We start from the raw sequence: 24,047 nt of genomic DNA, 5'->3' as shown, positions 1-24,047 counted from the left end.
CTTTTCTGATGACAGTTAAGAATAAAAATATGCGGAAGTGGCGGAATTGGTAGACGCACTAGATTTAGGTTCTAGCGCCGTAAGGTGTGAGAGTTCAAGTCTCTCCTTCCGCACCATATTAGAAACCTACTCTTTGAGTAGGTTTTCTTTTATCTGCAATATAGTGATTATCGTTACCAATGACAGTTGCAAATAAAAGTACTAATAAAAAGCCGAGTAATTAATTTTACTCGGCTTTTTATGCTATTAAGTCTGTAAAAAATAGATTCAAGACAACAGCCTAGATCCCCATTGCGTATTTCAATAGTTGTTTTTTTATCACGCCAGTATGATCAGCAGCCCGTAATCCAACATTACGCAGTAGCTTTAAGGGTCCAATATTATTACTAAATGTACTGTAGAAAAAATCCATTCCAGTTTGCATAACCAAATTATCAGGCCGGCGACAACGCTCATAATTAGCTAAAACTTGAGGTTGTTGCCAATCACTGCCTGCTTGGCTTATTTTATCTAATAAGCAAGCAACATCTTTAAAACCTAAATTAACCCCTTGCCCAGCTAAAGGGTTAATGGTGTGTGCAGCATCACCTAATAACACCACATTGGGTTTATAGTATGTTTGTGCATGACGGCGGGTTAAAGGAAAACTACCATGATTAAGCACGGTAAACTCACCTAATTCACTTGGGAAAGTAGCCATGATCTCAGCCTGTAATTGCGCTGCAGGCATTGCCGATAATTGACGAATTCGAGCAGGAGAATCATACCAAACAAGTGATCCTTGATGGCCTGGCAGAGGTAAAAATGACCGTGGCCCCGCTGGAGTAAACTGTTGCCAAGTAATATCTTGCTGTGGTAACTGAGTCGCAATATTAATCAGCATACAATGCTGACGATAATCCCATGCTGTAATGCCAATATTTGCTTGCTGACGTACCTGAGAGTTCGCTCCATCAGCACCAATGAGTAAACCACAATTAAGCAGTGAGCCATCATTCAACTCGATCTGATAACCATCTTCTATTTCGGTTGCTGCCACCATGGTTGCTGGACACAATAAAGTAATATTGTCGTATTGTTCAAACTGTTGCCATAACGCTAATTGAAGTACACGGTTTTCAACGATATAACCTAATTGTTGTAATTGCATTTCATCGGCATTAAACCGTGTTCGACATTCAGGATGCTCCCACGTTTCAAGGCGCTTAAAAGGACATAAACGCATTGCCATCACAGCCTGCCATGCGCCTAATTGTTCTAATAAGGCAACTGAACGTGGAGAAATAGCCGAAACACGTAAATCCATTGCTTGGGCAGACATAAATGGCTGTGGCGCATAGCCTTCTATTACTGCCACATCTAGCCCTTGTTGAGCTAAACCTATTGCGGCAGCAGCACCAACCATACCGCCACCAGCAACAATGACATCATATTGTTCCATATCTTTACCTACCTATTATGTCCTGGCTTATTATTTGGTTATAATCTTTCAAACCATTGTGTTAGATGATTGTATAAGAAAATACAGTTACTGGGGTACTACCATAACGTATTCATCGCTAATCACCCCTTAACCTCTCTCTTTTATCGCTGACAGGAACCCAATCACCATGCTGGCAAGCTTTAAACGTTTTATTGTGAAACTTATTTTAGGCGCGTTGATTGTACCTATTGTGCTAATTGTTATTTTTAAATTTATTAACCCACCGTTTTGGGGATGGGAAATTAGCCGTACCATTTTTCCACCTCAAGGCTATCCAAAACAAACACATCATCAGTGGGTTAATCTGGACAAGATTTCAAAGAACATGCAATTAGCGGTGATAGCCTCAGAAGATCAAACCTTTCCAGAGCATCATGGTATCGATCTTAGTGCAACTCTATCTGTACTTGAACACAGTGGTAAAAACGGGCCTAGTCGTGGCGCTAGTACTATTAGTCAACAAACCGCTAAGAATGTATTTTTATTTCCAAGCCATTCTTTCATTCGTAAAGGCATTGAATTGTATTTTGCATTATGGATGGAAGTCATTTGGGGCAAAAAACGTATTTTAGAAACCTATTTAAATGTCATTGAATTTGCACCGGGAATTTATGGCGTTCAAGCTGCAAGTGAACACTTTTTCCATATTCCCGCTAGCCGCCTTAGTGCTCAACAAGCGGCACAACTGGCAGCAGTATTACCTAACCCTTATAAAATAAAAGCGAGCCCAATGAGCAATTATGTTTATCAACGCACATTATGGATTCGCAAACAAATGCGTCAACTGGGTATGGTTACGCTAAATAAGGTCTATGATGAACAATCACTTTTTAAATCTTTTAACCTCTATCGCTAGTCAATCCCAAAAGACCACACTTTTTTCAGGGTGGTGATGATCTAGTCAGACCGAGTTTAAAGCAGTACAATACGCGGCTTGCTACAGGGCATTACCTTTTACATACGGTAATGCGACCTGTCAGCCCGTAATCTGAATGTAATGAATCAACACTACGAGCGAAGAGAGATGGCGAAGAAACTGCTGATTAAAACCTGGGGCTGCCAGATGAACGAATACGATTCATCAAAAATGGCCGATCTTCTTAATGCTGCTAATGGCTTCGAGTTAACAGAAATCCCAGAAGAAGCAGATGTTCTGCTACTTAATACCTGTTCGATCCGTGAAAAAGCACAAGAAAAAGTTTTCCACCAGCTAGGCCGTTGGAAAAAATTAAAAGATAAAAAACCCGATCTAGTGATCGGCGTCGGTGGCTGTGTAGCGACTCAAGAAGGCGATTCGATTCGCAAACGCGCACCTTACGTTGATGTTATCTTTGGTCCACAAACCCTACACCGTTTGCCAGAGATGATTAAACGCTCTCAATCAAATGAAAAAACCGTAATGGATATTTCATTTCCTGAGATTGAAAAATTCGATAGTTTACCAGAACCTCGTGCAGACGGCGCAACAGCATTTGTGTCTATCATGGAAGGCTGTTCTAAATACTGTACTTATTGTGTAGTGCCTTACACCCGTGGCGAAGAAGTTAGCCGTCCAATTGATGACGTATTATTTGAAATTGCTCAACTGGCAGATCAAGGTGTACGTGAAGTTAACCTGCTTGGCCAAAACGTGAATGCATTCCGTGGTCCAACACATGATGGTGAACTTGCTAGCTTTGCTGAACTTCTACGTTTAGTCGCAGCGATTGACGGTATTGACCGTGTACGTTACACAACCAGTCACCCGATTGAATTTACTGACGATATCATTGACGTTTACAAAGATACCCCTGAACTGGTTAACTACTTACACCTACCAGTACAAAGTGGTTCAGACCGTATTCTAACGATGATGAAGCGCCCTCATACGGTACTTGAATATAAGTCAAAAATTCGTAAGTTACGTAAAGTACGCCCAGATATCACCATGAGCTCAGACTTTATTGTCGCGTTCCCTGGTGAATCTGATCAAGATTTCGAAGATACCATGAAACTGATTCGTGATATCGATTTTGATATTAGTTACAGCTTCATCTTCTCACCTCGCCCTGGTACGCCAGCAGCAGATTACCCATGTGATCTGACTGAAGAAGTGAAAAAAGAGCGTCTGTACGCCCTACAACAACAACTAAATAGTCAAGCAATGCGCCATGCACGTCAAATGCTAGGCACAGAGCAACGTATTTTAGTTGAAGGACCATCGCGTAAAAATGTGATGGAACTACGCGGTCGTACTGAGAATAACCGTATTGTAAACTTTGAAGGCTCTGCTGAGTTGATTGGTCAATTTGTTGATGTAAGAATCATCGATGTATTTACTAACTCATTACGTGGCGAACTTGTTCGTACTGAAGCAGAAATGGATCTTCGCGTTGCAATGTCACCAGCAGCAATGATGGCAAAAACGCGCCGTGAAGATGATTTAGGTGTAGGCGTATATACTCCAGAATAACTGTCGGTCACTGCCGTCAAATCACGCGCAGTAATCACTATTATTCAAAGTAAGTCGCATGCCCTGAAAATATGGTCGCCTACATTTAGGCGACCTCAATGAGAGGCAAACCTTGAGCAAGATAATTACTGTAGAATTTGATCTGGAACCTGCTGATAATCAGCGTCTTTCCAGCCTTTGTGGTCCTTTCGACGACAACATCAAACAACTAGAACGTCGTTTAGGTGTTGAAATCAATCATCGCAGCAACCACTTTAGCGTCGTGGGTCAACCACACACTGCTGATGTTGCCACCAATATAATTAAAGATTTATACGTTGATACGGCTCCCGTACACAACAACATTCCAGATATTGAACCTGACCATATTCATCTGGCGATCAAAGCTTCTGGCGTCCTAGAACAAACCGTAGAAACAAGTATTCCTTTTGGTAAAGAAGTCCATATAAAAACCAAAAAAGGGATCATAAAACCACGTACGCCCAACCAAGCCCAATACATTGCTAATATCGTAACCCATGATATTACCTTTGGTGTTGGTCCTGCGGGTACAGGTAAAACCTACCTTGCTGTTGCTGCCGCCGTCGATGCGCTTGAGCGCCAAGAAGTGCGCCGTATTCTGCTAACTCGCCCAGCTGTTGAGGCTGGTGAAAAATTAGGCTTCTTACCGGGTGATTTAAGCCAGAAAGTAGACCCATACCTACGCCCACTTTATGATGCTTTATTTGAAATGCTCGGTTTTGAACGAGTAGAAAAACTGATTGAGCGTAATGTGATTGAAGTCGCACCATTGGCTTATATGCGTGGTCGAACACTGAACGATGCCTTTATTATTTTAGATGAAAGCCAAAATACGACGGTTGAACAAATGAAAATGTTCTTAACTCGTATTGGCTTTAATTCTCGCGCCGTGATCACCGGTGATGTCACTCAAATCGATTTACCGCGTGGCGCACGTTCAGGTTTGCGTCATGCTGTTGAAGTATTATCTAATGTTGAAGATATTAGCTTTAACTTTTTCTTAGCCAATGACGTTGTGCGCCACCCTGTCGTCGCTCGCATTGTTCAAGCTTATGAAGTTTGGGAAAGTGAAGATCAAAAACAACGTAAACAAGCAGAACAACGTCGTCGTACAGAACAAGACGCCAAAGACGCCGCCTTATTCGCCGTTGCGACTGCCGCTAAAATTGAATCACAAAAGAGTAACTAATGGCGATTTATCTTGATCTACAACTTGCAACAGCAGACGAAACTGGATTACCAACTGAAGCTGAATTCCAGCAATGGTTAAATGCCGCAGTCACGCCATTTCAGGCTAATGCTGAAGTCACTATTCGATTAGTTGACGAGCAAGAAAGCCACGCACTTAATCTTGAGTACCGTGGTAAAGATCGACCAACAAACGTACTTTCATTTCCATTTGAAGCGCCACCTGAAATCGAAATGGACTTACTTGGCGATTTAATTATTTGTCGCCAAGTTGTCGAAGCTGAAGCACTTGAACAACCGAAACCGCTTAAAGCGCATTGGGCACATATGGTTGTACACGGCAGTCTGCATCTGCTAGGTTATGATCATATCGAAGACGATGAAGCAGAAGAAATGGAAGCATTAGAGACTGAAATCATGCAAAACATGGGTTTTGTCGACCCTTACATTTCTGAAAAGTAGTAACATACCAACGAATATTCCGCGGCTTAATTAACTTAAGTCGCATTTCCGTGGCAATGTCCACTTAGTTGATAAAGTAAATAATGAACGAAGATAACTCTCCAACAACTGAAGGTCCGAGTAGAAAATCCTTCTTTGAACGTATTGGCCAATTTTTCCAAGGCGAACCACAAAACCGTGAAGAATTAGTTGAAGTATTCCGTGATTCGGAAGAAAACGATTTGATAGACCATGACACTCGAGACATGCTTGAAGGTGTAATGGAAATTGCTGAAATGCGTGTACGTGACATTATGATTCCACGTTCACAAATGACCACTATCGAGCGTTCTCAGAAGCTAGAAGATCTTATTGATTTAATTGTTGAAGCTCAACACTCTCGCTACCCTGTTATCAGTGATGATAAAGACCATGTTGAAGGCATTCTATTAGCCAAAGACTTACTGCGTTATTTATTACCTGATAGCGAACCTTTTGATATCGACAAAGTATTACGTCCTGCCGTTGTAGTGCCAGAAAGTAAACGCGTTGATCGCCTATTAAAAGAATTCCGCGAAGAGCGTTACCACATGGCAATTGTGGTTGATGAGTTTGGTGGTGTATCTGGTGTTATCACTATTGAAGACATTCTTGAGCAAATTGTTGGCGAAATCGAAGATGAATTCGACGACGAGGAAGAGCAAGAAGTTCGTCAATTAAGTAAGCATACTTACGCGGTCAAAGCCCTAACAACCATTGAAGATTTCAATGAACTGTTCCACACCTCATTTTGTGACGAAGAAGTCGATACTGTCGGCGGCTTAGTTATGATGAGTTTTGGTCACCTGCCATCACGTGGTGAAGTCGTTGAAGTTAATGGTTATTCTTTTAAAGTGACCTCGTCTGATAACCGCCGTGTTATCCAGTTACAAGTAACTGTACCGGACGAAGCATTTCAACCTACCATTACTCCGTAAATGATGACAAAAAAAACACTCATCTCATTGGGACAGTTGCTTGCAGCTGTCCCTGCGGGTGCAATTGCGACCTTGTCTTTTGCCCCTTATGACTACGCATTTATCGCACCATTAACTCTGATTCTGTTTTTCCTTTTATTACAGAAACAATCTCCTAAACGCTCAGCACTGATTGGCTTTTTTTATGGTCTAGGCATGTTTGGTACCGGCATCAGCTGGGTACATGTCAGCATTGATACCTTTGGCGGTATGCCTAAAATTGCCAGCATGTTCTTAATGTGCTTATTAATTAGCTATTTAGCGTTATATCCAGCGTTATTTGGCTATTTATTTAATCGCTTTAACCGTCAACGTCCTTTGCACCAATTACTGCTATCTGGCCCTGTTATTTGGTTGGTACTTGATTGGATCCGTGGTTGGCTCTTTACTGGCTTTCCTTGGCTATGGATGGGATACAGCCAGCTTAATACGCCATTGGCACACTTCGCACCCATTTTTGGTGTCGAAGGGATCACCCTCGCATTAGTGCTCATCTCGGGATCGATTACTGCGACCCTCTATTACCGTAACTGGCGTCCATTCATGGTTGCGGTGTTAGTGGTAATATTAGCCGTATTAGCGGGTATTCCGCAGTGGGTAAAACCCGATCCTAAGCACAGTGTTAGCGTTGCTTTAATTCAAGGCAATATTTCACAAGAAGAAAAGTGGTTACCTAGTCATCGCTGGCCAACCTTGATGAAATACATGGATCTCACCCGTGATAATTGGGGTTCAGATTTAATTATATGGCCAGAAGCTGCTATTCCAGCACTTGAAGAAGATATTCCGACCTTCTTGCAAAATCTTGATGCTGCAGCACGTGCCAATAACAGCACGGTGATTACGGGTATTTTAGATCAAAAAGCTGATGGAGAGTTTTTTAATAATATATTAACTCTGGGTGTCGATGCAGATGGGCCGTATAACTACAATACAGCCACGCGTTACACTAAGCATCATCTGTTACCTTTTGGTGAATTTGTACCGTTTGCGAGCATTCTACGTCCATTAGCACCGTTCTTTAACCTGCCAATGTCATCATTTAGTCGTGGCGCTTATATTCAACCAAATATTGAGGCGCATGGTTATTCAATTGCACCTGCTTTGTGTTATGAGATAGCGTTTGGTGAGCAAATTCGTGAAAACATCACCAAAAAAACAGAGTTACTACTCACGCTTTCTAATGATGCTTGGTTTGGGCGATCAATCGGGCCTTTCCAACATATGGAAATAGCCCAAATGCGGGCGCTTGAGTTTGGTAAACCATTATTACGTGGCACAAATACTGGTATTACTGCCGTGGTTGACCATAATGGTCACATCACCAAAGAATTACCGCAATTTGTAACAGGTGTTTTAAAAGATAAAGTCATTCCAACCATTGGAATGACACCGTATACCACTTTAGGCAGCTGGCCATTATATGGTTACTGTTTATGGGCGTTAGCGTTATCTTGGTTACTTGTTCGACGTAAACGCGGACATTTCCGTGACTTACCTCCAACGGAAACAGAATAAACTATAAGGTGAAGCTAATAACTTCACCTTTTTTTTTACGATTAGTTTATTGTCATCTCATAAACCAATAACAACCGCAATTCCGCGAGTATCAACTCCTCGGAGCGAGATAAGGAACGATAGATGAAAACGACACATAAAATTTTTACAACTTTGTGTTCATTATTAATGTTGATGCTCTCAACACAAGTACTTGCTCAAGAACAACACAATGACACCAAAGACGCATTAGCTCTTTTTTACAAATCCCCACAAACACAACCTTTTTTCCATTCTGCTTATGGGTATGCCATTTTTCCATCAGTAGGTAAAGGAGGCTTTTGGATCGGTGGTGCTTATGGTTCTGGCGTCGTATTTAAAGCCAATCAAGCAATGGGATTTGCTAAACTTTATCAAGTATCTATCGGGCTCCAATTTGGTGGCCAAGCCTTTAGCGAAATTTTATTCTTCCAAGATAAGCGAGCCTACGATCGTTTCATTGATGGCGGATTAGAATTAGATGCTCAAGCATCAGCGGTTGCCCTAACAGAAGGTGCCTCTGCTAAAATAGGTACCGCAGGTGCGGGAATGAATGCCGGTAGTGACTACATGACCCAAAGCTACATTAATGGTGTTGCTATCTTCACCCGCGCTAAAGGCGGCGCCATGATTGAAGCATCACTAGCTGGCCAAAAGTTCACTTACGAGCCAATGACAGCCGCAACTCGCCAGATCAAAGGCTACAATGATGTTCTGCCGACATTTAACAAAGAATATAAGCAGTCTCCAACTGTGCCTCAACCACAACGATCACAACCGATGCAAAAGCCAGCCGATACGGTTAAACCGGCAAACTCTGCTGTTGTTGTCGATATTATTGAAAAACCAGATTATTAATGAATCGTTAGGTTTTGAGCAATAAAAAACGCAGCCCTTATGGCTGCGTTTTAGTCCACGTTAAAATAACGTTCAACGTTATTTATGGGTTGAGTGGCAACCGCGAAAAATGTTTACAGCCACACTTCACACACGGAGCAATACGAGTAACATGAGTGATCATTTCTGTATGGCCACATTGTTCACACACAAGATTACCCAAGCCGACAAGCTCACCCGCCTGATAAACACCTTTATGCTGTATATCATCCATCACTTCAATCCACTCTAATTGTGTTTTATCTGTGATCTCAGCTAAATTCTTCCAAATGCTTTCACTGACTAACTTATAAAATGGACTTTCACTGAAAGGCTCTGAGCTATTTTTCACTTCTTCCGTAAAAGTTTTTAAATCGCTTTTGACATAAGCTTCAACTAATGACAATTCATCTTTAGTCATATCACTCGCCGCTTTACCATAAAGCTCAGTCGTTTTAAGATCACTTTTGATGTACGCTTCGATTAATGCAAGCTCATCTTTGGTCATATCACTGGCAGCTTTACCGTAAAGCTCAGTCATTCTAAAAAACTTCTTTAGCTCTTCTGGACTATGCTTAAGCGCTTCAGTTACTTTTTCTAATACCGCTTCATAATGCTTTTGTTGCTTAGTCATGGGATTAATCCTCCGCCAATGTGCGAAATAATTACGTAATTACGGCCAAATGTAAGATTAAGGTCGCCGAATCGCTATCAGCTATTGTTGACACCTTTACCTTTGGTTATCCTATGTCGATTACAATGAATGTGTTTGTATTAAACTCACAAAATTCTGGATGTCATCGATGCAAGAACAATATCGTCCACAGGACATTGAACAAAAAGTTCAAGAACATTGGGATAACAATAAGACCTTTGTTGTTAGTGAAGACCCTAATAAAGAAAAATTCTACTGTCTCTCCATGTTCCCGTACCCAAGTGGTCGCTTGCACATGGGTCACGTGCGTAACTACACTATCGGTGATGTTATCTCTCGCTACCAGCGCTTACAAGGCAAAAATGTTATGCAGCCAATTGGTTGGGATGCATTTGGCCTGCCAGCAGAGAACGCAGCAGTAAAAAATAACACTGCACCTGCGCCTTGGACATACGAAAACATCGAATACATGAAGAACCAACTTAAACTATTAGGTTTTGGTTACGATTGGAGCCGTGAATTCGCAACCTGTACGCCTGAGTACTACCGTTGGGAACAAGAGTTCTTCACTAAACTGTATAACAAAGGCCTAGTTTACAAGAAGACATCTTCTGTTAACTGGTGTCCTAACGACCAAACTGTACTTGCGAATGAGCAAGTAGAAGACGGTTGTTGCTGGCGTTGTGATACCCCTGTTGAACAAAAAGAGATTCCACAGTGGTTCATTAAGATAACTGAATACGCACAAGAGCTACTTGACGATCTTGATACTCTTGATGGTTGGCCTGAAATGGTGAAAACCATGCAGCGTAACTGGATCGGCCGTTCTGAAGGTGTTGAATTAACGTTTAACGTTAAAGGTCAAAACGATTTAGAAGTTTACACCACCCGTCCAGATACCCTTATGGGTGTAACATTTGTTAGCATTGCAGCAGGTCACCCACTCGCTGCAAAAGCGGCTGAGAACAACCCAGCCCTAGCAACCTTTATCGATGAATGCCGTAACACCAAAGTTGCTGAAGCTGAACTGGCAACCATGGAAAAGAAAGGCATGGATACTGGCTTTACGGCTATCCACCCATTAGATGGTCGTGAAGTACCTGTATACGTTGCTAACTTCGTATTAATGGATTACGGCACAGGTGCTGTAATGGCAGTTCCAGCTCACGATCAACGTGACTTTGAATTTGCAACTAAATACAACATCGACATCATGGCAGTAATTAAGCCAGAAGACGGTAGCGAATTTGATATCTCTGAAGCTGCATTCACTGACAAAGGTGTATTGTTTAATTCAGGTGAGTTTGACGGTCTAAACTTCCAACAAGCATTTGATGCTATTGCAGCAAAACTTGAAACGGAAGGTAAAGGCAAGAAGACGGTTAACTTCCGTCTTCGTGACTGGGGTGTTTCACGTCAGCGTTACTGGGGTGCACCAATCCCAATGGTAACGACTGAAGATGGTCAAGTGCATCCTGTTGCGGCAGATCAACTACCGGTTATTCTTCCAGAAGACGTGGTAATGGATGGCGTAACAAGCCCTATTAAAGCAGATCTAGAGTGGGCTAAAACCACCTTTAACGGCGAACCAGCACTACGTGAAACTGATACCTTTGACACCTTCATGGAGTCATCTTGGTACTACGCACGTTACTGTTCACCACAAGCAGATGATATTCTAGATCCTGCGAAGGCGAACTACTGGCTGCCTGTTGATCAATATGTTGGTGGTATTGAACACGCTTGTATGCACCTATTGTACTCACGTTTCTTCCACAAATTGCTACGTGATGCAGGTTACGTAACCTCTGACGAACCGTTTAAGCAACTACTATGTCAAGGCATGGTATTAGCAGATGCGTTCTTCTACACCACAGATAAAGGTGGTAAAGAGTGGGTTGCGCCAACAGATGTAACAGTTGAGCGTGATGGCAAAGGTCGTATCACAACAGCCGTAGATTCTGAAGGTCATAACGTTGAGCACTCAGGCATGATTAAAATGTCTAAGTCTAAAAACAACGGTATCGACCCACAAGAAATGGTTGATAAATACGGTGCCGATACCGTACGTCTATTTATGATGTTCGCATCACCTGCAGACATGACACTTGAGTGGCAAGAATCTGGCGTTGAAGGTGCTAACCGCTTCCTTAAACGTGTGTGGAAACTTGTACGTGAACATGCTGAAAAAGGTGAAGCTGAAACGGTTGTTGCAGCAGCACTAAGCAGCGATCAAAAAGCACTGCGTCGTGACATTCATAAAACCATTGCTAAAGTAAGTGATGATATTGGTCGTCGCCAGACATTCAATACCGCCATTGCTGCAATCATGGAATTAATGAACAAGTTAGCAAAAGCGCCACAAGACTCAGTACAAGATCGTGCTATTCTTGATGAAGCACTAAAAGCTATTGTGACGATGCTTTACCCTATGACCCCGCATATCTGTTTTGAAATGTGGCAAGCTTTGGGCCAAACAGACATTGACCATGCAGCGTGGCCACAAGCAGATGCAGCAGCATTAGTTGAAGATGAAAAGCTAATCATTGTTCAAGTTAACGGTAAACTACGTGCTAAATTAACGGTAGCGGCTGACGCAACCAAAGAGCAAGTAGAAGCGTTAGCAATGGCAGAAGAAGGCGTAACTCGCTTTACCGATGGCAACACAGTACGTAAAGTTATTTATGTACCAGGTAAACTGCTAAACATCGTAGCAAACTAATCAAGGTTACTTTGCTTTGTTAGCAAGCCTAATAAAGACAAGTGCCTTAAAGATCCCCGCTTCTGCGGGGATCTTTATAATTATGGTCATATTTAATTTTGCGCTCTGCGCATCTTCTTTTCTTTCAAGGAGCTGACTTTCGTGAAAAGTTTTTTCTCGGCCAACAGCCTAACTCGACTACTTATCATCACTCTTCTCGCGCTTACAACAGCTTCTTGTGGCTTTCATCTTCGTGGTAACTACATGCTACCAGAAGGCATTGCCAAGCTATCGTTAACCAGTTTTGATCCCTACGGCCAATTAACCCGTATGGTAAAATACCAATTTAAACTGCATGGTATTGAAGAAGTAAAACCAGCAGCAAACGTACCAAATCTTAATATCACCAGTGAATCAACTGGCGACAGTACGTTATCGCTATATCAAAATAACGGTAAAGCAGAATACGATTTAACGTTAACGGTTAACTACACTGTGACAATTCCTAATCAAGGCATTGAACAGTTTAGTACTAAAGTCACTCGTACTTTCCTAGATAACCCACTTTCAGCACTTGCAAAATCAGTAGAACGTGACGAATTAGTGAATGTGATGCGTGAACAAGCAGCACAACAAATCATGCGTAAACTGGCGCGTCTGACCACAGTGTTTAATAAAATGGAAGAAGACAAACTCAACGCTGAATTAGACCAAATATTGCATAATCAAAAAGTATCGATTAAAGATGGTAGTACAACCACTATCACCACAACACCTGCGGTAATACATAAAAAACAAGATAATAACGCCCAATGAGAGTCTACCCTGAACAACTGACGCAGCAGCTAACAAAAGGCCTGCGTCAGGCTTATTTGTTGTTTGGTAATGAACTATTATTAAAACAAGAAGCGGGCGATAACATAAAGCATATCGCCCATCAACAAGGCTTTCTTGAACGACATAGTTTTACTATCGATAATAGTCTCGATTGGAATGCAGTATTAGATTGCTGCAATGCCATGAGCTTATTTTCAGCACAACAAATTATCGAGCTTGAAATCGCTGAAACTGGATTAAATGCCAATCAATCTAAAGCATTACTCGAAGTGATAACGGCGCTAAATCCTGATATTTTATTGATCCTTACCGGTCCTAGAATCAATAAAAAACAAGAAAGCACCAAATGGTTTAAAGCGCTGGATAGTATCGGTCTGTATGTGCCTTGTAATACTCCAGACCCACGTCAAATGCCACGCTTTATTCAAGGTCGTTGTCAGTTATTAGGTTTAAAGCCCGATCATGAATCGGTACAAATGCTCGCGCAATGGCATGAGGGTAATTTACTGGCGCTATCGCAAAGTTTGCATAAATTAGTACTATTGTATCCCGATGGCATTCTCACCATCGTACGATTACAAGAAGCATTAAGTCGCCATAATCACTACACGCCATTTCAATTAATTGATGCTTTATTAGCCGGGCAAGCGAAACGAAGCCAACGAATATTGCGTCAATTACAAGCGGAAGGTGTTGAAGCCACTATTTTATTGCGAACATTACAGCGAGAATTAACTCAACTGTATAAAATGCAAGAAATGGGTAAAAAAGGTACGCCACTCAATCTCATCTTTGAACAATTTAGAGTGTGGCAAAACCGACGTGAAATGTATATTGGCGCATTACATCGACTATCTCTAACAACCTTAGTAACGATTATTCATCAACTAACGTTATTAGAAATTCAAGTTAAAACTGACTATGACACCCAACCATGGTCAGCCTTGAGTTGCTTATGTGCAGAGATGTGCGGTATTACAACCCACTTACAACCACGAGATTAATATCAATACAGGTCAAAATTGCGACTTTTTGCCAGTTTGAAGCAAATCACTCAACAAACATGCGAAAAAATACCGTCTGAACCTTGTCCGCTTATCGCTGTCTGATAAGAGCATGGTATACTGCGGCACAATTCATGGTCAGTATGTCTATTTGACATTATAGATGCTAGTTATAGCGTCATTCGGCCAATACTATACTAACACTCAAGTGAGGGAATCCCTTTGCAGGTTCAAGAACTACACGATTTCATTGTTGATAAAATTGACGACATTAAAGCACAAGATATCGTAACTATCGATGTCCGCGGTAAATCAAGCATCACTGATTTTATGGTTATCTGTACTGGTACATCTAACCGTCACGTTGCATCTGTTGCTGATCACATCAACAAAGAATCTAAATTAATTGATTTTCCTCCATTCGGCATCAGTGGCGAAAAAGAAGGTCAATGGGTTATTGTTGATATGGGCGACGTTATGCTTCATATCATGCAAGAAGATGCTCGTGAGCTTTACCAACTGGAGAAGCTTTGGAGCTAATTGATCATGAAGCTTCAACTGATTGCTGTTGGTACTAAAATGCCAAAATGGGTTGAGGAAGGCTATAAAGAATATAGCCGTCGCTTCCCAAAAGATATGCCTCTGGAATTGATTGAAATTTCAGCGGGAAAGCGTGGCAAAAACGCTGATATTCCTCGCATTCTACAAAAAGAAGGCGAAGCCATGTTAGCTGCAGTTGCTAAGGGCAACCGAATTGTTACTCTGGATATTCCCGGTAAACGCTGGGATACAGGACAATTGGCACAACAATTGGATGCATGGAAACTAGATGGACGTGATGTATCAATTTTGATCGGCGGACCTGAAGGACTTTCTCCTGCATGTAAAGCAGCGGCAGAACAAAGCTGGTCATTATCACCATTGACTTTACCACACCCATTGGTGCGCGTGGTAATGGCAGAAAGCTTATACCGTGCATGGAGTGTCACGGCTAACCATCCGTACCACAGGGAATAATCATAAATGAGACAAAAGCGAACCCAGATCCGCGACCATCGCGCTGAGTCGGCATTATTTTTTCGTCGAGCTCTTGTCTCATTTATTGGCATCGCAATACTTGTAGGCCTGCTGCTGTTTAATCTGTTCCATATTCAGGTTGAGCAACATCAGGACTATCAAACCCGCTCTAATGATAACCGCATTAAAATTGTTCCCGTCACCCCTAATCGTGGCCTAATTTATGACCGTAATGGCGTAATTTTAGCGGAAAACAGACCCATTTATAGCCTAGAGATCACTCTAGAAAAAGTCTCTGAACTCGATCAGACTTTTGCTGATCTTAAACAGATCATGGGTATTACTGACGAAGATATCGCTCAATTTCAAAAAGAGCGTCGCCGTACTCGTCGCTTTAAGTCTGTACCTATTCTTGATCACCTCAATGAAAAGCAAGTTGCACTGTTTTCTGTTAATCAACATCGCTTGCCTGGCGTAGAAGTAAAAGCACACCTAAAACGCTATTACCCTTATGGTGACACCCTCACCCACGTTTTAGGTTATGTTGCTAAAATTAACGATCGTGATCTTAAAAAACTGGATAAAGAGGGAAAATTAAGTAATTACAAAGCAACGCGCGACATGGGTAAACTCGGTATCGAGCGTTACTACGAAGAACTATTACATGGCACCTCTGGCTATCAAGAAGTTGAAGTCAACAGCCGCGGTCGTGTTATTCGTACCCTTAAATATATTCCGCCGATTCCAGGTAAAGATATCAAGATCAACATTGATATTAAGCTTCAACAATATGTTCAGAATCTATTAACTGAGCGTAAGACAGATCCTGAAACAGGCAAAGAGATCATTAAGCATAAACGTGGCTCTATCGTCGTCTTAGACCCGAAAGATGATGCAATTTTAGCCATGGTATCAAGCCCTAGCTACGATCCAAATTTGTTCGTACGCGGCATCTCAAGTAAAAAATACAACGCCTTGCTCAATAATCCAGATCGTCCATTGGTGAACCGCGTTACGCTGGGTATTTATCCTCCCGCATCAACGGTTAAGCCATTAATTGCTGTCGCAGCATTAACCGAAGGGGTGATCACTCCTAATACCACCCGTAACGATCCCGGTTGGTGGCAAATTCCTAATTCAACCAGTCGTAAATTCCGTGACTGGTTACGTTGGGGCCATGGCCGCGTTAATATCTATAAAGCGATTGAAGAATCGGTAGATACTTATTTCTATCAAGTTGCTTACGATCTGGGTATTGATCGTCTTTCAACATGGATGAATAAATTTGGTTATGGCGTATACACTGGCATTGATATTCATGAAGAGAGCAAAGCAAATATGCCCACTCGTGAATGGAAACAAACTCGTCACAAACGCCCTTGGTATCAAGGTGATACGATTCCTGTTGGTATCGGTCAAGGTTATTGGACCGCAACACCATTACAGATAGCCAAAGCCACATCGGTGTTAGTAAATAGCGGTGTAGTACATCGTCCGCATCTACTTAAAAATATTATTGATGATAACGTCGAGACACCCGCTAAATTTGAAAACTTTCCTCCAATTACTGGCGTAGATCCTAAAACTTGGGAAATCGCTCGTGAAGGTATGCACCGTGTCCTTTATGGCCATCGAGGTACTGCACGTAAAGCCTTTTACAATACCCCTTACCAAGCAGGGGGTAAATCAGGCTCAGCGCAGGTGTTTGGCTTAGCAGAAAACCAAAAATATAATGCTGATGAATTAGAAGAACATTTACGTGACCACGCTCTATTTACTGCATTTGCTCCCTTTGAGAAACCCCAAGTGGTGGTCTCAATGGTATTAGAAAATGCCGGCGGTGGCTCAAGTAATGGTGGTCCGATTGCTCGACAAATATTTGACCATATGCTGATAGAACCACCAGCCGCGGTTCCTTTACAATTAGTTGCACCAACACAAGCTACTGCGGAAGTACGTTAATGAGCATTATGGCAACAACAGGGGCAAAGCCAAGCATAAGTGACCGCTTACATATTGATATTCCATTATTATTGGGATTGTTAGCGATCATGAGCTTCTCATTAGTGATCATGTACAGTGCCAGTGGTCAAAGCATGCCAATGATGGAACGCCAAGCAATGCGAATGCTGCTGTCACTTGGAGTGATGTTTGTGCTTGCTCAAATTGCACCACGTCGCTATGAAGCTTGGGCTCCTTATTTATTTGGCTTGGGGCTGATACTGCTTGTTAGTGTTCTTGCTTTTGGTGAAGTCTCTAAAGGTGCTCAACGGTGGCTTAACTTAGGCTTTATTCGATTTCAGCCATCTGAATTAATCAAACTTGCAGTGCCATTAATGGTGGCGCGATTTATTGGTAATCGCCCACTTCCGCCAACATTTACCCATATTTTTGTTGCGCTGGTGTTAATCTTCACGCCAACGATTTTAATTGCCAAACAACCTGACCTCGGCACCTCAATTTTGATTGCGGCATCAGGGATATTTGTTCTGTTTCTGTCAGGAATTAGCTGGCGAGTGATTATTGGCGCATTGGTATTACTCGGTGCCTTTATTCCTGTGTTATGGTTCTTCCTAATGCATGACTACCAACGTACACGTGTAATGACCTTATTTAATCCCGAATCTGATCCATTAGGAGCGGGATACCATATAATCCAATCAAAAATTGCTATTGGTTCAGGAGGAATCACTGGTAAAGGCTGGCTTCATGGTACTCAATCACAATTAGAATTTGTTCCTGAACGTAATACTGACTTCATTTTTGCAGTGATCGCTGAAGAATGGGGACTCGCTGGTGTTATTGGTTTATTAGCAATGTATCTATTTGTATTGGGACGAGGATTATTACTTGCAAGCCGTGCTCAAACTGCGTTTGGGCGAATGATGGCAGGCAGTATTGTGCTTAGTTTTTTTGTTTATATTTTTGTTAATATCGGAATGGTAAGTGGACTATTACCTGTTGTAGGTGTACCCCTTCCCTTGGTCAGTTATGGCGGAACCTCAATGGTTACTCTTATGGCTGGTTTTGGTATTCTGATGTCTATCCACACTCATAGAAAAATGTTGTCTAAGGCGACCTAATAAATGCGTTCACTATTTGTAATTTTTTTCCTAATCCTTGCTGGGTGTAGTTCTTCGCCTGAACAAACTCAACAGCCACAAACAAAACCGAATACAACCACTCCCCCCGTTAAAGTCGTTAAAATCGTTAAAATCACTAAGCCAAATACTGACGATCCTAACGCTGGACGCTATTCTCTCAAAGATGATCGTGCACCCACTGTCGTCCCTGATTTTTCAAAAGTAAAATTAGTCACCCCTCACTACGAAGCTTATAGCCGAGGTGGTAATAAAGACTACACTTTACGCGGTAAACGCTACCATATTATTAAGAATCCTAAAGGATATACCGAAACCGGATTTGCTTCATGGTATGGCGAAAAATTCCATGGACATAAAACAGCTAATGGTGAAGTGTATAATATGTTTGCGATGACAGCCGCACACAAAACTCTGCCATTACCAAGCTTTGTCCGTGTCACAAATACCTTAAATCATAAATCAGTTATTGTTCGTGTTAACGATCGTGGACCATTCCATGATGGGCGTATTATTGATTTAAGTATGGCTGCCGCCTCTAAATTAGGTGTAATCAGCTACGGCACAGCACCAGTGAAAATTGAAGTACTCACCGTACCGAAGCCATCAACTAAAGCTGAAATTAAAAAAGCGCCAATTCCTATTCAATATTTTATTCAATTAGCGGCAGTGAATACCCAACAAAAAGCCGATCAGATGCAGCGTGAAGTAAAAAAACGCTACAGCACGAGCGTCGATATTGAAAAAATTGCGAACCGAGCTGTTTTCCGCATTCGTTTAGGGCCATTTTTAGATCATAAAGATGCTGATTTATTGCTCGCTCAGGTGAAGAATAAACATTACCCGCAAGCATTCATGATCACTGAAAAACGATAACTGAACCTTCTTGTTATTTTGAAATCATACTTATTGCCTATAGTTTGTTATTAAAATCATAAAACTATAGGCTTTTTATGGCCTCATCCTATAACAATAGCGACCATAGTGATCTTAATCCCTAAATGTCAGAACTTTGGAAACTTCTGTTCTGACACTGATTGCCAATGGGTTATCTGTTATAGTGAGTCCACTTTTTAGCCACAGATTAATTAAAGTTAAATATATCATGAAGAAAACAGCTGTGCTTTTCCGTTCTGTAGCCATCTCCGCCACTCTGCTGGCTTCAGCTACTGTTGCTGCATCACCAGCAGTAGTACCTGAAGCTCCACAAATTGCGGCTAAAGGTTATGTTCTTATTGACTACAACTCAGGCAAAATCATTGCTGGTCATAACCAAAATGAAAAATTAGCGCCTGCTAGCCTAACAAAAATCATGACCAGCTATGTGATTGGTCAAGAAATTAAAAATGGCAATATCTCTCCCAACGATAATGTCGTTATCAGTAAAAATGCTTGGGCGAAGAACTTTCCAGGCTCTTCTAAGATGTTCTTAGAAGTGGGTAAAACCGTAAAAGTATCTGATCTTAACCGCGGTATTATTGTTGATTCAGGTAATGATGCCTGTGTTGCAATGGCTGAACATGTTGCAGGTTCACAGCAAGCATTCGTTGAATTAATGAATAGCTGGGCAAAAAATCTGAAGATGAAATCGACTCACTTTACTAATGTTCACGGTTTAGATAATTCAGACTTGTACACAACGCCTTATGATCTTTCCATTCTTACACGTGCGCTTATTCATGATTTACCCAATGAATTTAAGATCTACGATGAAAAATCATTTACTTATAACGGTATCACGCAATACAACCGTAATGGTTTATTGTGGGATCAAAGCATGCATGTTGATGGTTTAAAAACAGGCCATACCAACAATGCAGGTTACAGTTTGGTAAGTACTGCCACTGAAGGCAACATGCGCCTTATCTCAGTAGTAATGGGTACCGCAAGTAAACATGCTCGCCTTGCTGAAAGTAAGAAACTATTAACCTATGGTTTCCGTTTCTTCACAACCTTAACGCCATATAAGAAAGATCAAACATTTGTGACTGAAAAAGTCTGGATGGGTGATACAGATAAAGTCGATCTTGGTGTTAATGAAAACACTTACGTTACGATTCCACGTAGCCAAGCAAAAGATTTAAAAGCAAGCTTCGTGTTAACTAAAGAATTAAAAGCGCCAATTCAAAAAGGCGAAGTAATGGGTACGCTTTATTACCGCTTAGGTGATACTGATATTGCTCAATACCCTTTAGTTGCACTTACAGAAGTAAAACAAGGCAACTTTTTTAGCCGCTTAGTTGATTATGTAACAATGCTGGTACACAGCTGGTTCTAAAGCTTAATTGCGAACCAAAACACCAAAAAAGAAGCGGCCAATGGCGGCTTCTTTTGCTTTTCAAGCTTGCATACACATTTTCCAATAACCAAGATAATCACAACCTTGTTTTCCAACTACTGACGCATTAAGATGCCTGCATATTACCGTGATTTGTGATCTATACCACGGTGTAAAGCCAGAGAAACCTGAACCTTGGAGTTCTATTATGCAAGATTTAAATAAAGAGCAACCAAAACTTAAAGATCTACTTGAATTCCCTTGTAGCTTTGCCTTTAAAGTTATGGGTGAGAATAAACCAGAATTGGCTGATCGTGTTGTTGAAGTTATTCAAAAAACAATCCCTGGTGATTACGTTCCAACGACAAAGCCAAGCAGTAAAGGGACTTATACAGCAGTCTCTGTAACGGTTAATGCAACCAATATTGAACAAATTGAAACACTATATAAAGAACTTGGCGCGATCGATATCGTGCGTGTTGTTCTATAATAGCAAGTCAGATGGCGGCTTCTTATAAGTCGCCATTATTTTTTATTTCCCCTTCTTTTTCACTTATTTCTTACTATTTTTCCTCTACTTTCACTTCACCACATAACTCTTAACTATATTAATAAGCCCTGAATAACGGGTTAGTCATGCATCTTTGAACAGTTTAGGTATAATGGTTTGGTTCACAGCCAATAAATGGCGCTTTGCGTTATATCAATAAATAGGCACAAATTTGCAAAAATCTCTTATTATTAGAAATATGGGCCGTTGTGATTATCAAACTACCTTTGATGCGATGCATCAATTCACCAATGACCGTACTGAGAACTCAGTCGATGAAGTATGGTTGGTTGAACATCACCCCGTCTTTACTCAAGGTCAAGCTGGCAAGGTAGAACATCTGCTCAACACAGGTGAAATTCCCGTCGTCCAAAGTGATCGTGGTGGTCAGGTAACGTATCATGGTCCAGGCCAGCAAGTTGCTTATATATTGATTAACTTACGCAGAAAAAAACTCAGTGTTCGTGACCTAGTCAGCCACATCGAAAACACAATTATAAATACACTATCTCAATTTGGGATTACATCTAATGCTCGCCCTGATGCTCCTGGTGTCTATGTCGACAATCGCAAGATATGTTCATTAGGATTACGAATCAGACGCGGCTGCTCTTTTCATGGTCTGGCACTTAATATAAATATGGATTTGGCCCCCTTCCAACGTATTAACCCTTGTGGCTATATTGGAATGGAAATGACGCAAACAGCATCATTAAACGGCCCGAGTGAACTGATGGAAGTTCAGCCGGTACTCATTGAAGAATTAACAAAATTACTCGACTACTCACATGTCGAGTGGATGACGGAAAGCAATCAACTATGAGCAAACCAATTAAAATTGAACAAGGCGTTAAATACCGTGATGCAGATAAAATGGCATTAATTCCGGTACGTAATGTTGCCCAAGAAGAAGCACCCAAAGAAGTGTTACGTAAGCCATCATGGATGAAAATTAAACTGCCATCTGACAGTAAACGCATTCAAGAAATAAAATCAGCCCTACGTAAAAACAACCTCCACTCTGTTTGTGAAGAAGCATCATGCCCAAATTTGGCAGAATGTTTTAATCATGGTACTGCTACCTTTATGATTTTAGGTGCCATTTGTACGCGCCGTTGCCCATTTTGTGATGTTGCCCATGGTCGTCCATTGCCGCCAAATGCAGAAGAGCCAAGTCATTTAGCTCAAACCATTGCAGATATGAAGTTACGTTATGTGGTTGTAACATCAGTCGACCGTGATGATCTTCGTGATGGTGGTGCACAACATTTTGTTGATTGTATTAATGAAATTCGCGCAAAAAGCCCACAAATTCATATTGAAACTTTAGTGCCAGATTTCCGTGGTCGTATGGATCGCGCACTGGATATTTTTCAAGATACAGCGCCAGATGTATTTAACCATAATCTGGAAACTGCGCCACGCTTATACCGTAAGGCGCGTCCTGGAGCAAACTACCAATGGTCGCTAGATCTATTAAAGAAATTTAAAGAAATTCACCCAACAGTACCAACAAAATCGGGTGTTATGATGGGACTGGGTGAAACCAAAGAAGAAATTATTCAAGTCCTAAAAGATTTGCGCGCTCATGGCGTTACCATGCTAACCCTTGGCCAATATCTGGCACCAAGTCGTCACCACCTACCGGTTGAACGTTATGTACCGCCAGAAGAGTTTGACGAGCTAAAACAAATTGCCCTTGATCTTGGTTTTACACATGCTGCTTGTGGCCCATTTGTACGTTCGTCTTACCATGCCGACTTACAAGCTCAAGGTGTCGAAATTAAATAATTAGTTAATAGTTAATAGTTAATTTCCATAAAAAAAACCGCTTTAGTCTGCACTAAAGCGGTTTTTTAACAACTAAACCAAAAGGTTAATTATTTAGCAAAAGCAGCGCCAAATACAGGAGCAATAGAATCTAATACAGAAACTGTTACTGGCTTACCTTCGTTATCAGTAATGTTCAATGATGTACGATTACCTAGATCACCCACTAAAATACGATATTTATCATTAGTTAAATTCATCGGCTTCGTACCTAACTGAGTCCAAAACGCATCATCTGGTTGACGGTATTTAACTTCAATTAAACCTTGTGAACGATTGCGATCTTCAATAGTAAAGCCTAACTGTTGTAGCATTGTAGGTAAGCGTTCCCACATATCTTCATACGACGCACGCGCAATAATAATTGGTAAACCACTACGATCGGTTCCCATTACCACTGGAATGTTTTTTAATTGCTCAGCTGCCGCTAAACGCGCTTGCTCACGAGCCATATTATCGTACTTAGACATCACTAAATTGGTCATTAAAATACTATAGCGACGCTTATTATCCGCACTAACAGGTTTCACCTCATCATTTTCACGCCAATCAGTTAACGTGATACGATAGCTATTAATATTAGGCGTTTTTTCAATCGTGTAGCGGCTACTGATCTTGGTATCTTCATCATCATTGGTCCAAGAAACCCAATCAGTATCAATACGATCAGCACTCTGTTTTACAATACCGACTTTATTATCTGTGATCAGCTGTTGTGTAACACGCCAGATCTTCATCAGATCAGTTGATGATGGCATAAACAAGGTTACGCCTTGCTGATCAATCGCGGAGGTTACTCCAGGGATCAATTCGAGCACCTGTAGTGGTGGACGAATATCAACCTTAGTGCCCACTTCGCCTTTATAAACGTGTTGCGGGATCGCATAGTTAGTATTACTAAAAGGTTGAGCCCCTGCCGGCAACGTCCAGCTCTCAAGTGATGGCGTATTAAGATAATTAAAATCTTGCGCTGCCTGTCGACGACTATCCGTACCACTAGAACATGCGGTGATCGTTGTCACTACGACGGCGGCTAATGCTAGCCGGTATTTATAATTCAT

The 24,047-nt window shown here is 41.4% G+C and carries 22 protein-coding genes and 1 tRNA gene; 20 read left to right on the top strand and 3 right to left on the bottom strand.

The annotated features are described in order from the left end of the window. Positions 1-31 precede the first annotated feature (31 nt). Positions 32-116 (top strand) — tRNA-Leu (locus tag VXS03_RS19325). A 164-nt stretch (positions 117-280) separates the two neighbouring features. Here VXS03_RS19325 and VXS03_RS19320 read toward each other — a convergent pair. Next, entirely contained in the window at positions 281-1,441 is a 1,161-nt protein-coding gene (locus VXS03_RS19320) for a 2-octaprenyl-3-methyl-6-methoxy-1,4-benzoquinol hydroxylase (protein WP_327765452.1), read from the bottom strand. Positions 1,442-1,610: 169 nt separating this feature from the next. Between VXS03_RS19320 and mtgA the strand changes: the two genes are divergently transcribed. The 7 genes from mtgA to VXS03_RS19285 all read left to right on the top strand — a co-directional run bounded on the left by mtgA (position 1,611) and on the right by VXS03_RS19285 (position 8,995). Further along, positions 1,611-2,339 (top strand): monofunctional biosynthetic peptidoglycan transglycosylase, encoded by a 729-nt coding sequence (mtgA, locus tag VXS03_RS19315; protein ID WP_327765451.1) that lies wholly within the window; start codon positions 1,611-1,613, stop codon positions 2,337-2,339. A gap of 168 nt (positions 2,340-2,507) precedes the next feature. Continuing rightward, positions 2,508-3,935, top strand: a complete 1,428-nt coding sequence (gene miaB, locus VXS03_RS19310) for a tRNA (N6-isopentenyl adenosine(37)-C2)-methylthiotransferase MiaB (RefSeq protein ID WP_327765450.1) — start codon at positions 2,508-2,510, stop codon at positions 3,933-3,935. 112 nt (positions 3,936-4,047) lie between these two features. Then, positions 4,048-5,145, top strand: a complete 1,098-nt coding sequence (locus tag VXS03_RS19305; protein ID WP_327765449.1) for a PhoH family protein — start codon at positions 4,048-4,050, stop codon at positions 5,143-5,145. Continuing rightward, positions 5,145-5,606 carry an rRNA maturation RNase YbeY gene (gene ybeY / locus VXS03_RS19300; protein WP_327765448.1) on the top strand — a complete coding sequence of 154 codons (462 nt, stop codon included), beginning with the start codon at positions 5,145-5,147 and terminating at the stop codon, positions 5,604-5,606. Before VXS03_RS19305 ends, ybeY begins: the two co-directional genes overlap by 1 nt. A gap of 83 nt (positions 5,607-5,689) precedes the next feature. Continuing rightward, positions 5,690-6,562, top strand: a complete 873-nt coding sequence (corC, locus tag VXS03_RS19295; RefSeq protein WP_080158114.1) for a CNNM family magnesium/cobalt transport protein CorC — start codon at positions 5,690-5,692, stop codon at positions 6,560-6,562. A 3-nt stretch (positions 6,563-6,565) separates the two neighbouring features. Further along, positions 6,566-8,119, top strand: coding sequence for an apolipoprotein N-acyltransferase (gene lnt, locus VXS03_RS19290; RefSeq protein ID WP_327765455.1), 1,554 nt, complete (start codon positions 6,566-6,568; stop codon positions 8,117-8,119). 123 nt (positions 8,120-8,242) lie between these two features. Further along, entirely contained in the window at positions 8,243-8,995 is a 753-nt protein-coding gene (locus VXS03_RS19285) for a lipid-binding SYLF domain-containing protein (protein ID WP_327765447.1), read from the top strand. A gap of 82 nt (positions 8,996-9,077) precedes the next feature. Here the strand turns inward: VXS03_RS19285 and VXS03_RS19280 are convergent, their stop codons facing one another. Next, on the bottom strand, positions 9,078-9,647 hold the full coding sequence (locus VXS03_RS19280) for a zinc ribbon-containing protein (protein ID WP_327765446.1): 570 nt from the start codon (positions 9,645-9,647) through the stop codon (positions 9,078-9,080). 169 nt (positions 9,648-9,816) lie between these two features. Between VXS03_RS19280 and leuS the strand changes: the two genes are divergently transcribed. The 12 genes from leuS to lipA all read left to right on the top strand — a co-directional run bounded on the left by leuS (position 9,817) and on the right by lipA (position 22,947). Further along, positions 9,817-12,390, top strand: coding sequence for a leucine--tRNA ligase (gene leuS / locus VXS03_RS19275; protein ID WP_327765445.1), 2,574 nt, complete (start codon positions 9,817-9,819; stop codon positions 12,388-12,390). Positions 12,391-12,531: 141 nt separating this feature from the next. After that, positions 12,532-13,185, top strand: a complete 654-nt coding sequence (locus VXS03_RS19270; RefSeq protein ID WP_327765444.1) for an LPS-assembly lipoprotein LptE — start codon at positions 12,532-12,534, stop codon at positions 13,183-13,185. After that, positions 13,182-14,210 carry a DNA polymerase III subunit delta gene (holA, locus tag VXS03_RS19265; protein WP_327765443.1) on the top strand — a complete coding sequence of 343 codons (1,029 nt, stop codon included), beginning with the start codon at positions 13,182-13,184 and terminating at the stop codon, positions 14,208-14,210. The genes VXS03_RS19270 and holA overlap by 4 nt, the downstream gene beginning before the upstream one ends. A 222-nt stretch (positions 14,211-14,432) precedes the next feature. Next, positions 14,433-14,750 (top strand): ribosome silencing factor, encoded by a 318-nt coding sequence (rsfS, locus tag VXS03_RS19260; protein WP_080158120.1) that lies wholly within the window; start codon positions 14,433-14,435, stop codon positions 14,748-14,750. A gap of 6 nt (positions 14,751-14,756) precedes the next feature. Further along, positions 14,757-15,227 (top strand): 23S rRNA (pseudouridine(1915)-N(3))-methyltransferase RlmH, encoded by a 471-nt coding sequence (gene rlmH / locus VXS03_RS19255; protein WP_061000179.1) that lies wholly within the window; start codon positions 14,757-14,759, stop codon positions 15,225-15,227. 6 nt (positions 15,228-15,233) lie between these two features. Next, positions 15,234-17,189, top strand: coding sequence for a penicillin-binding protein 2 (gene mrdA, locus VXS03_RS19250; protein WP_327765442.1), 1,956 nt, complete (start codon positions 15,234-15,236; stop codon positions 17,187-17,189). Further along, positions 17,189-18,310: a rod shape-determining protein RodA gene (gene rodA / locus VXS03_RS19245; RefSeq protein ID WP_327765441.1), complete on the top strand. Its 1,122-nt coding sequence runs from the start codon at positions 17,189-17,191 to the stop codon at positions 18,308-18,310. The genes mrdA and rodA overlap by 1 nt, the downstream gene beginning before the upstream one ends. A 3-nt stretch (positions 18,311-18,313) precedes the next feature. Then, positions 18,314-19,204 carry a septal ring lytic transglycosylase RlpA family protein gene (locus VXS03_RS19240; RefSeq protein ID WP_327765440.1) on the top strand — a complete coding sequence of 297 codons (891 nt, stop codon included), beginning with the start codon at positions 18,314-18,316 and terminating at the stop codon, positions 19,202-19,204. Between the two features lie 229 nt (positions 19,205-19,433). After that, positions 19,434-20,606: a serine hydrolase gene (locus VXS03_RS19235; RefSeq protein ID WP_327765439.1), complete on the top strand. Its 1,173-nt coding sequence runs from the start codon at positions 19,434-19,436 to the stop codon at positions 20,604-20,606. Positions 20,607-20,814: 208 nt separating this feature from the next. Continuing rightward, the gene (ybeD, locus tag VXS03_RS19230; RefSeq protein WP_061000189.1) at positions 20,815-21,096 is read left to right on the top strand and encodes a DUF493 family protein YbeD; all 282 of its coding nucleotides are present in this window, start codon (positions 20,815-20,817) and stop codon (positions 21,094-21,096) included. 232 nt (positions 21,097-21,328) lie between these two features. Beyond that, complete coding sequence (gene lipB / locus VXS03_RS19225) at positions 21,329-21,979, top strand: lipoyl(octanoyl) transferase LipB (RefSeq protein WP_327765438.1); 651 nt, start codon at positions 21,329-21,331, stop codon at positions 21,977-21,979. Beyond that, positions 21,976-22,947, top strand: coding sequence for a lipoyl synthase (lipA, locus tag VXS03_RS19220; protein WP_327765437.1), 972 nt, complete (start codon positions 21,976-21,978; stop codon positions 22,945-22,947). Before lipB ends, lipA begins: the two co-directional genes overlap by 4 nt. Positions 22,948-23,036: 89 nt before the next feature. On the opposite strand, the gene bamC is transcribed toward lipA, so the two are convergent. Next, entirely contained in the window at positions 23,037-24,047 is a 1,011-nt protein-coding gene (gene bamC / locus VXS03_RS19215; RefSeq protein WP_327765436.1) for an outer membrane protein assembly factor BamC, read from the bottom strand.

Source organism: Photobacterium sp. S4TG1 (genome assembly GCF_036040035.1).
Classification (GTDB): Bacteria; Pseudomonadota; Gammaproteobacteria; order Enterobacterales; family Vibrionaceae; genus Photobacterium.
The sequence above is the reverse complement of the archived record's forward strand: the minus strand, read 5'-3'. Positions and strand labels throughout refer to the sequence as shown.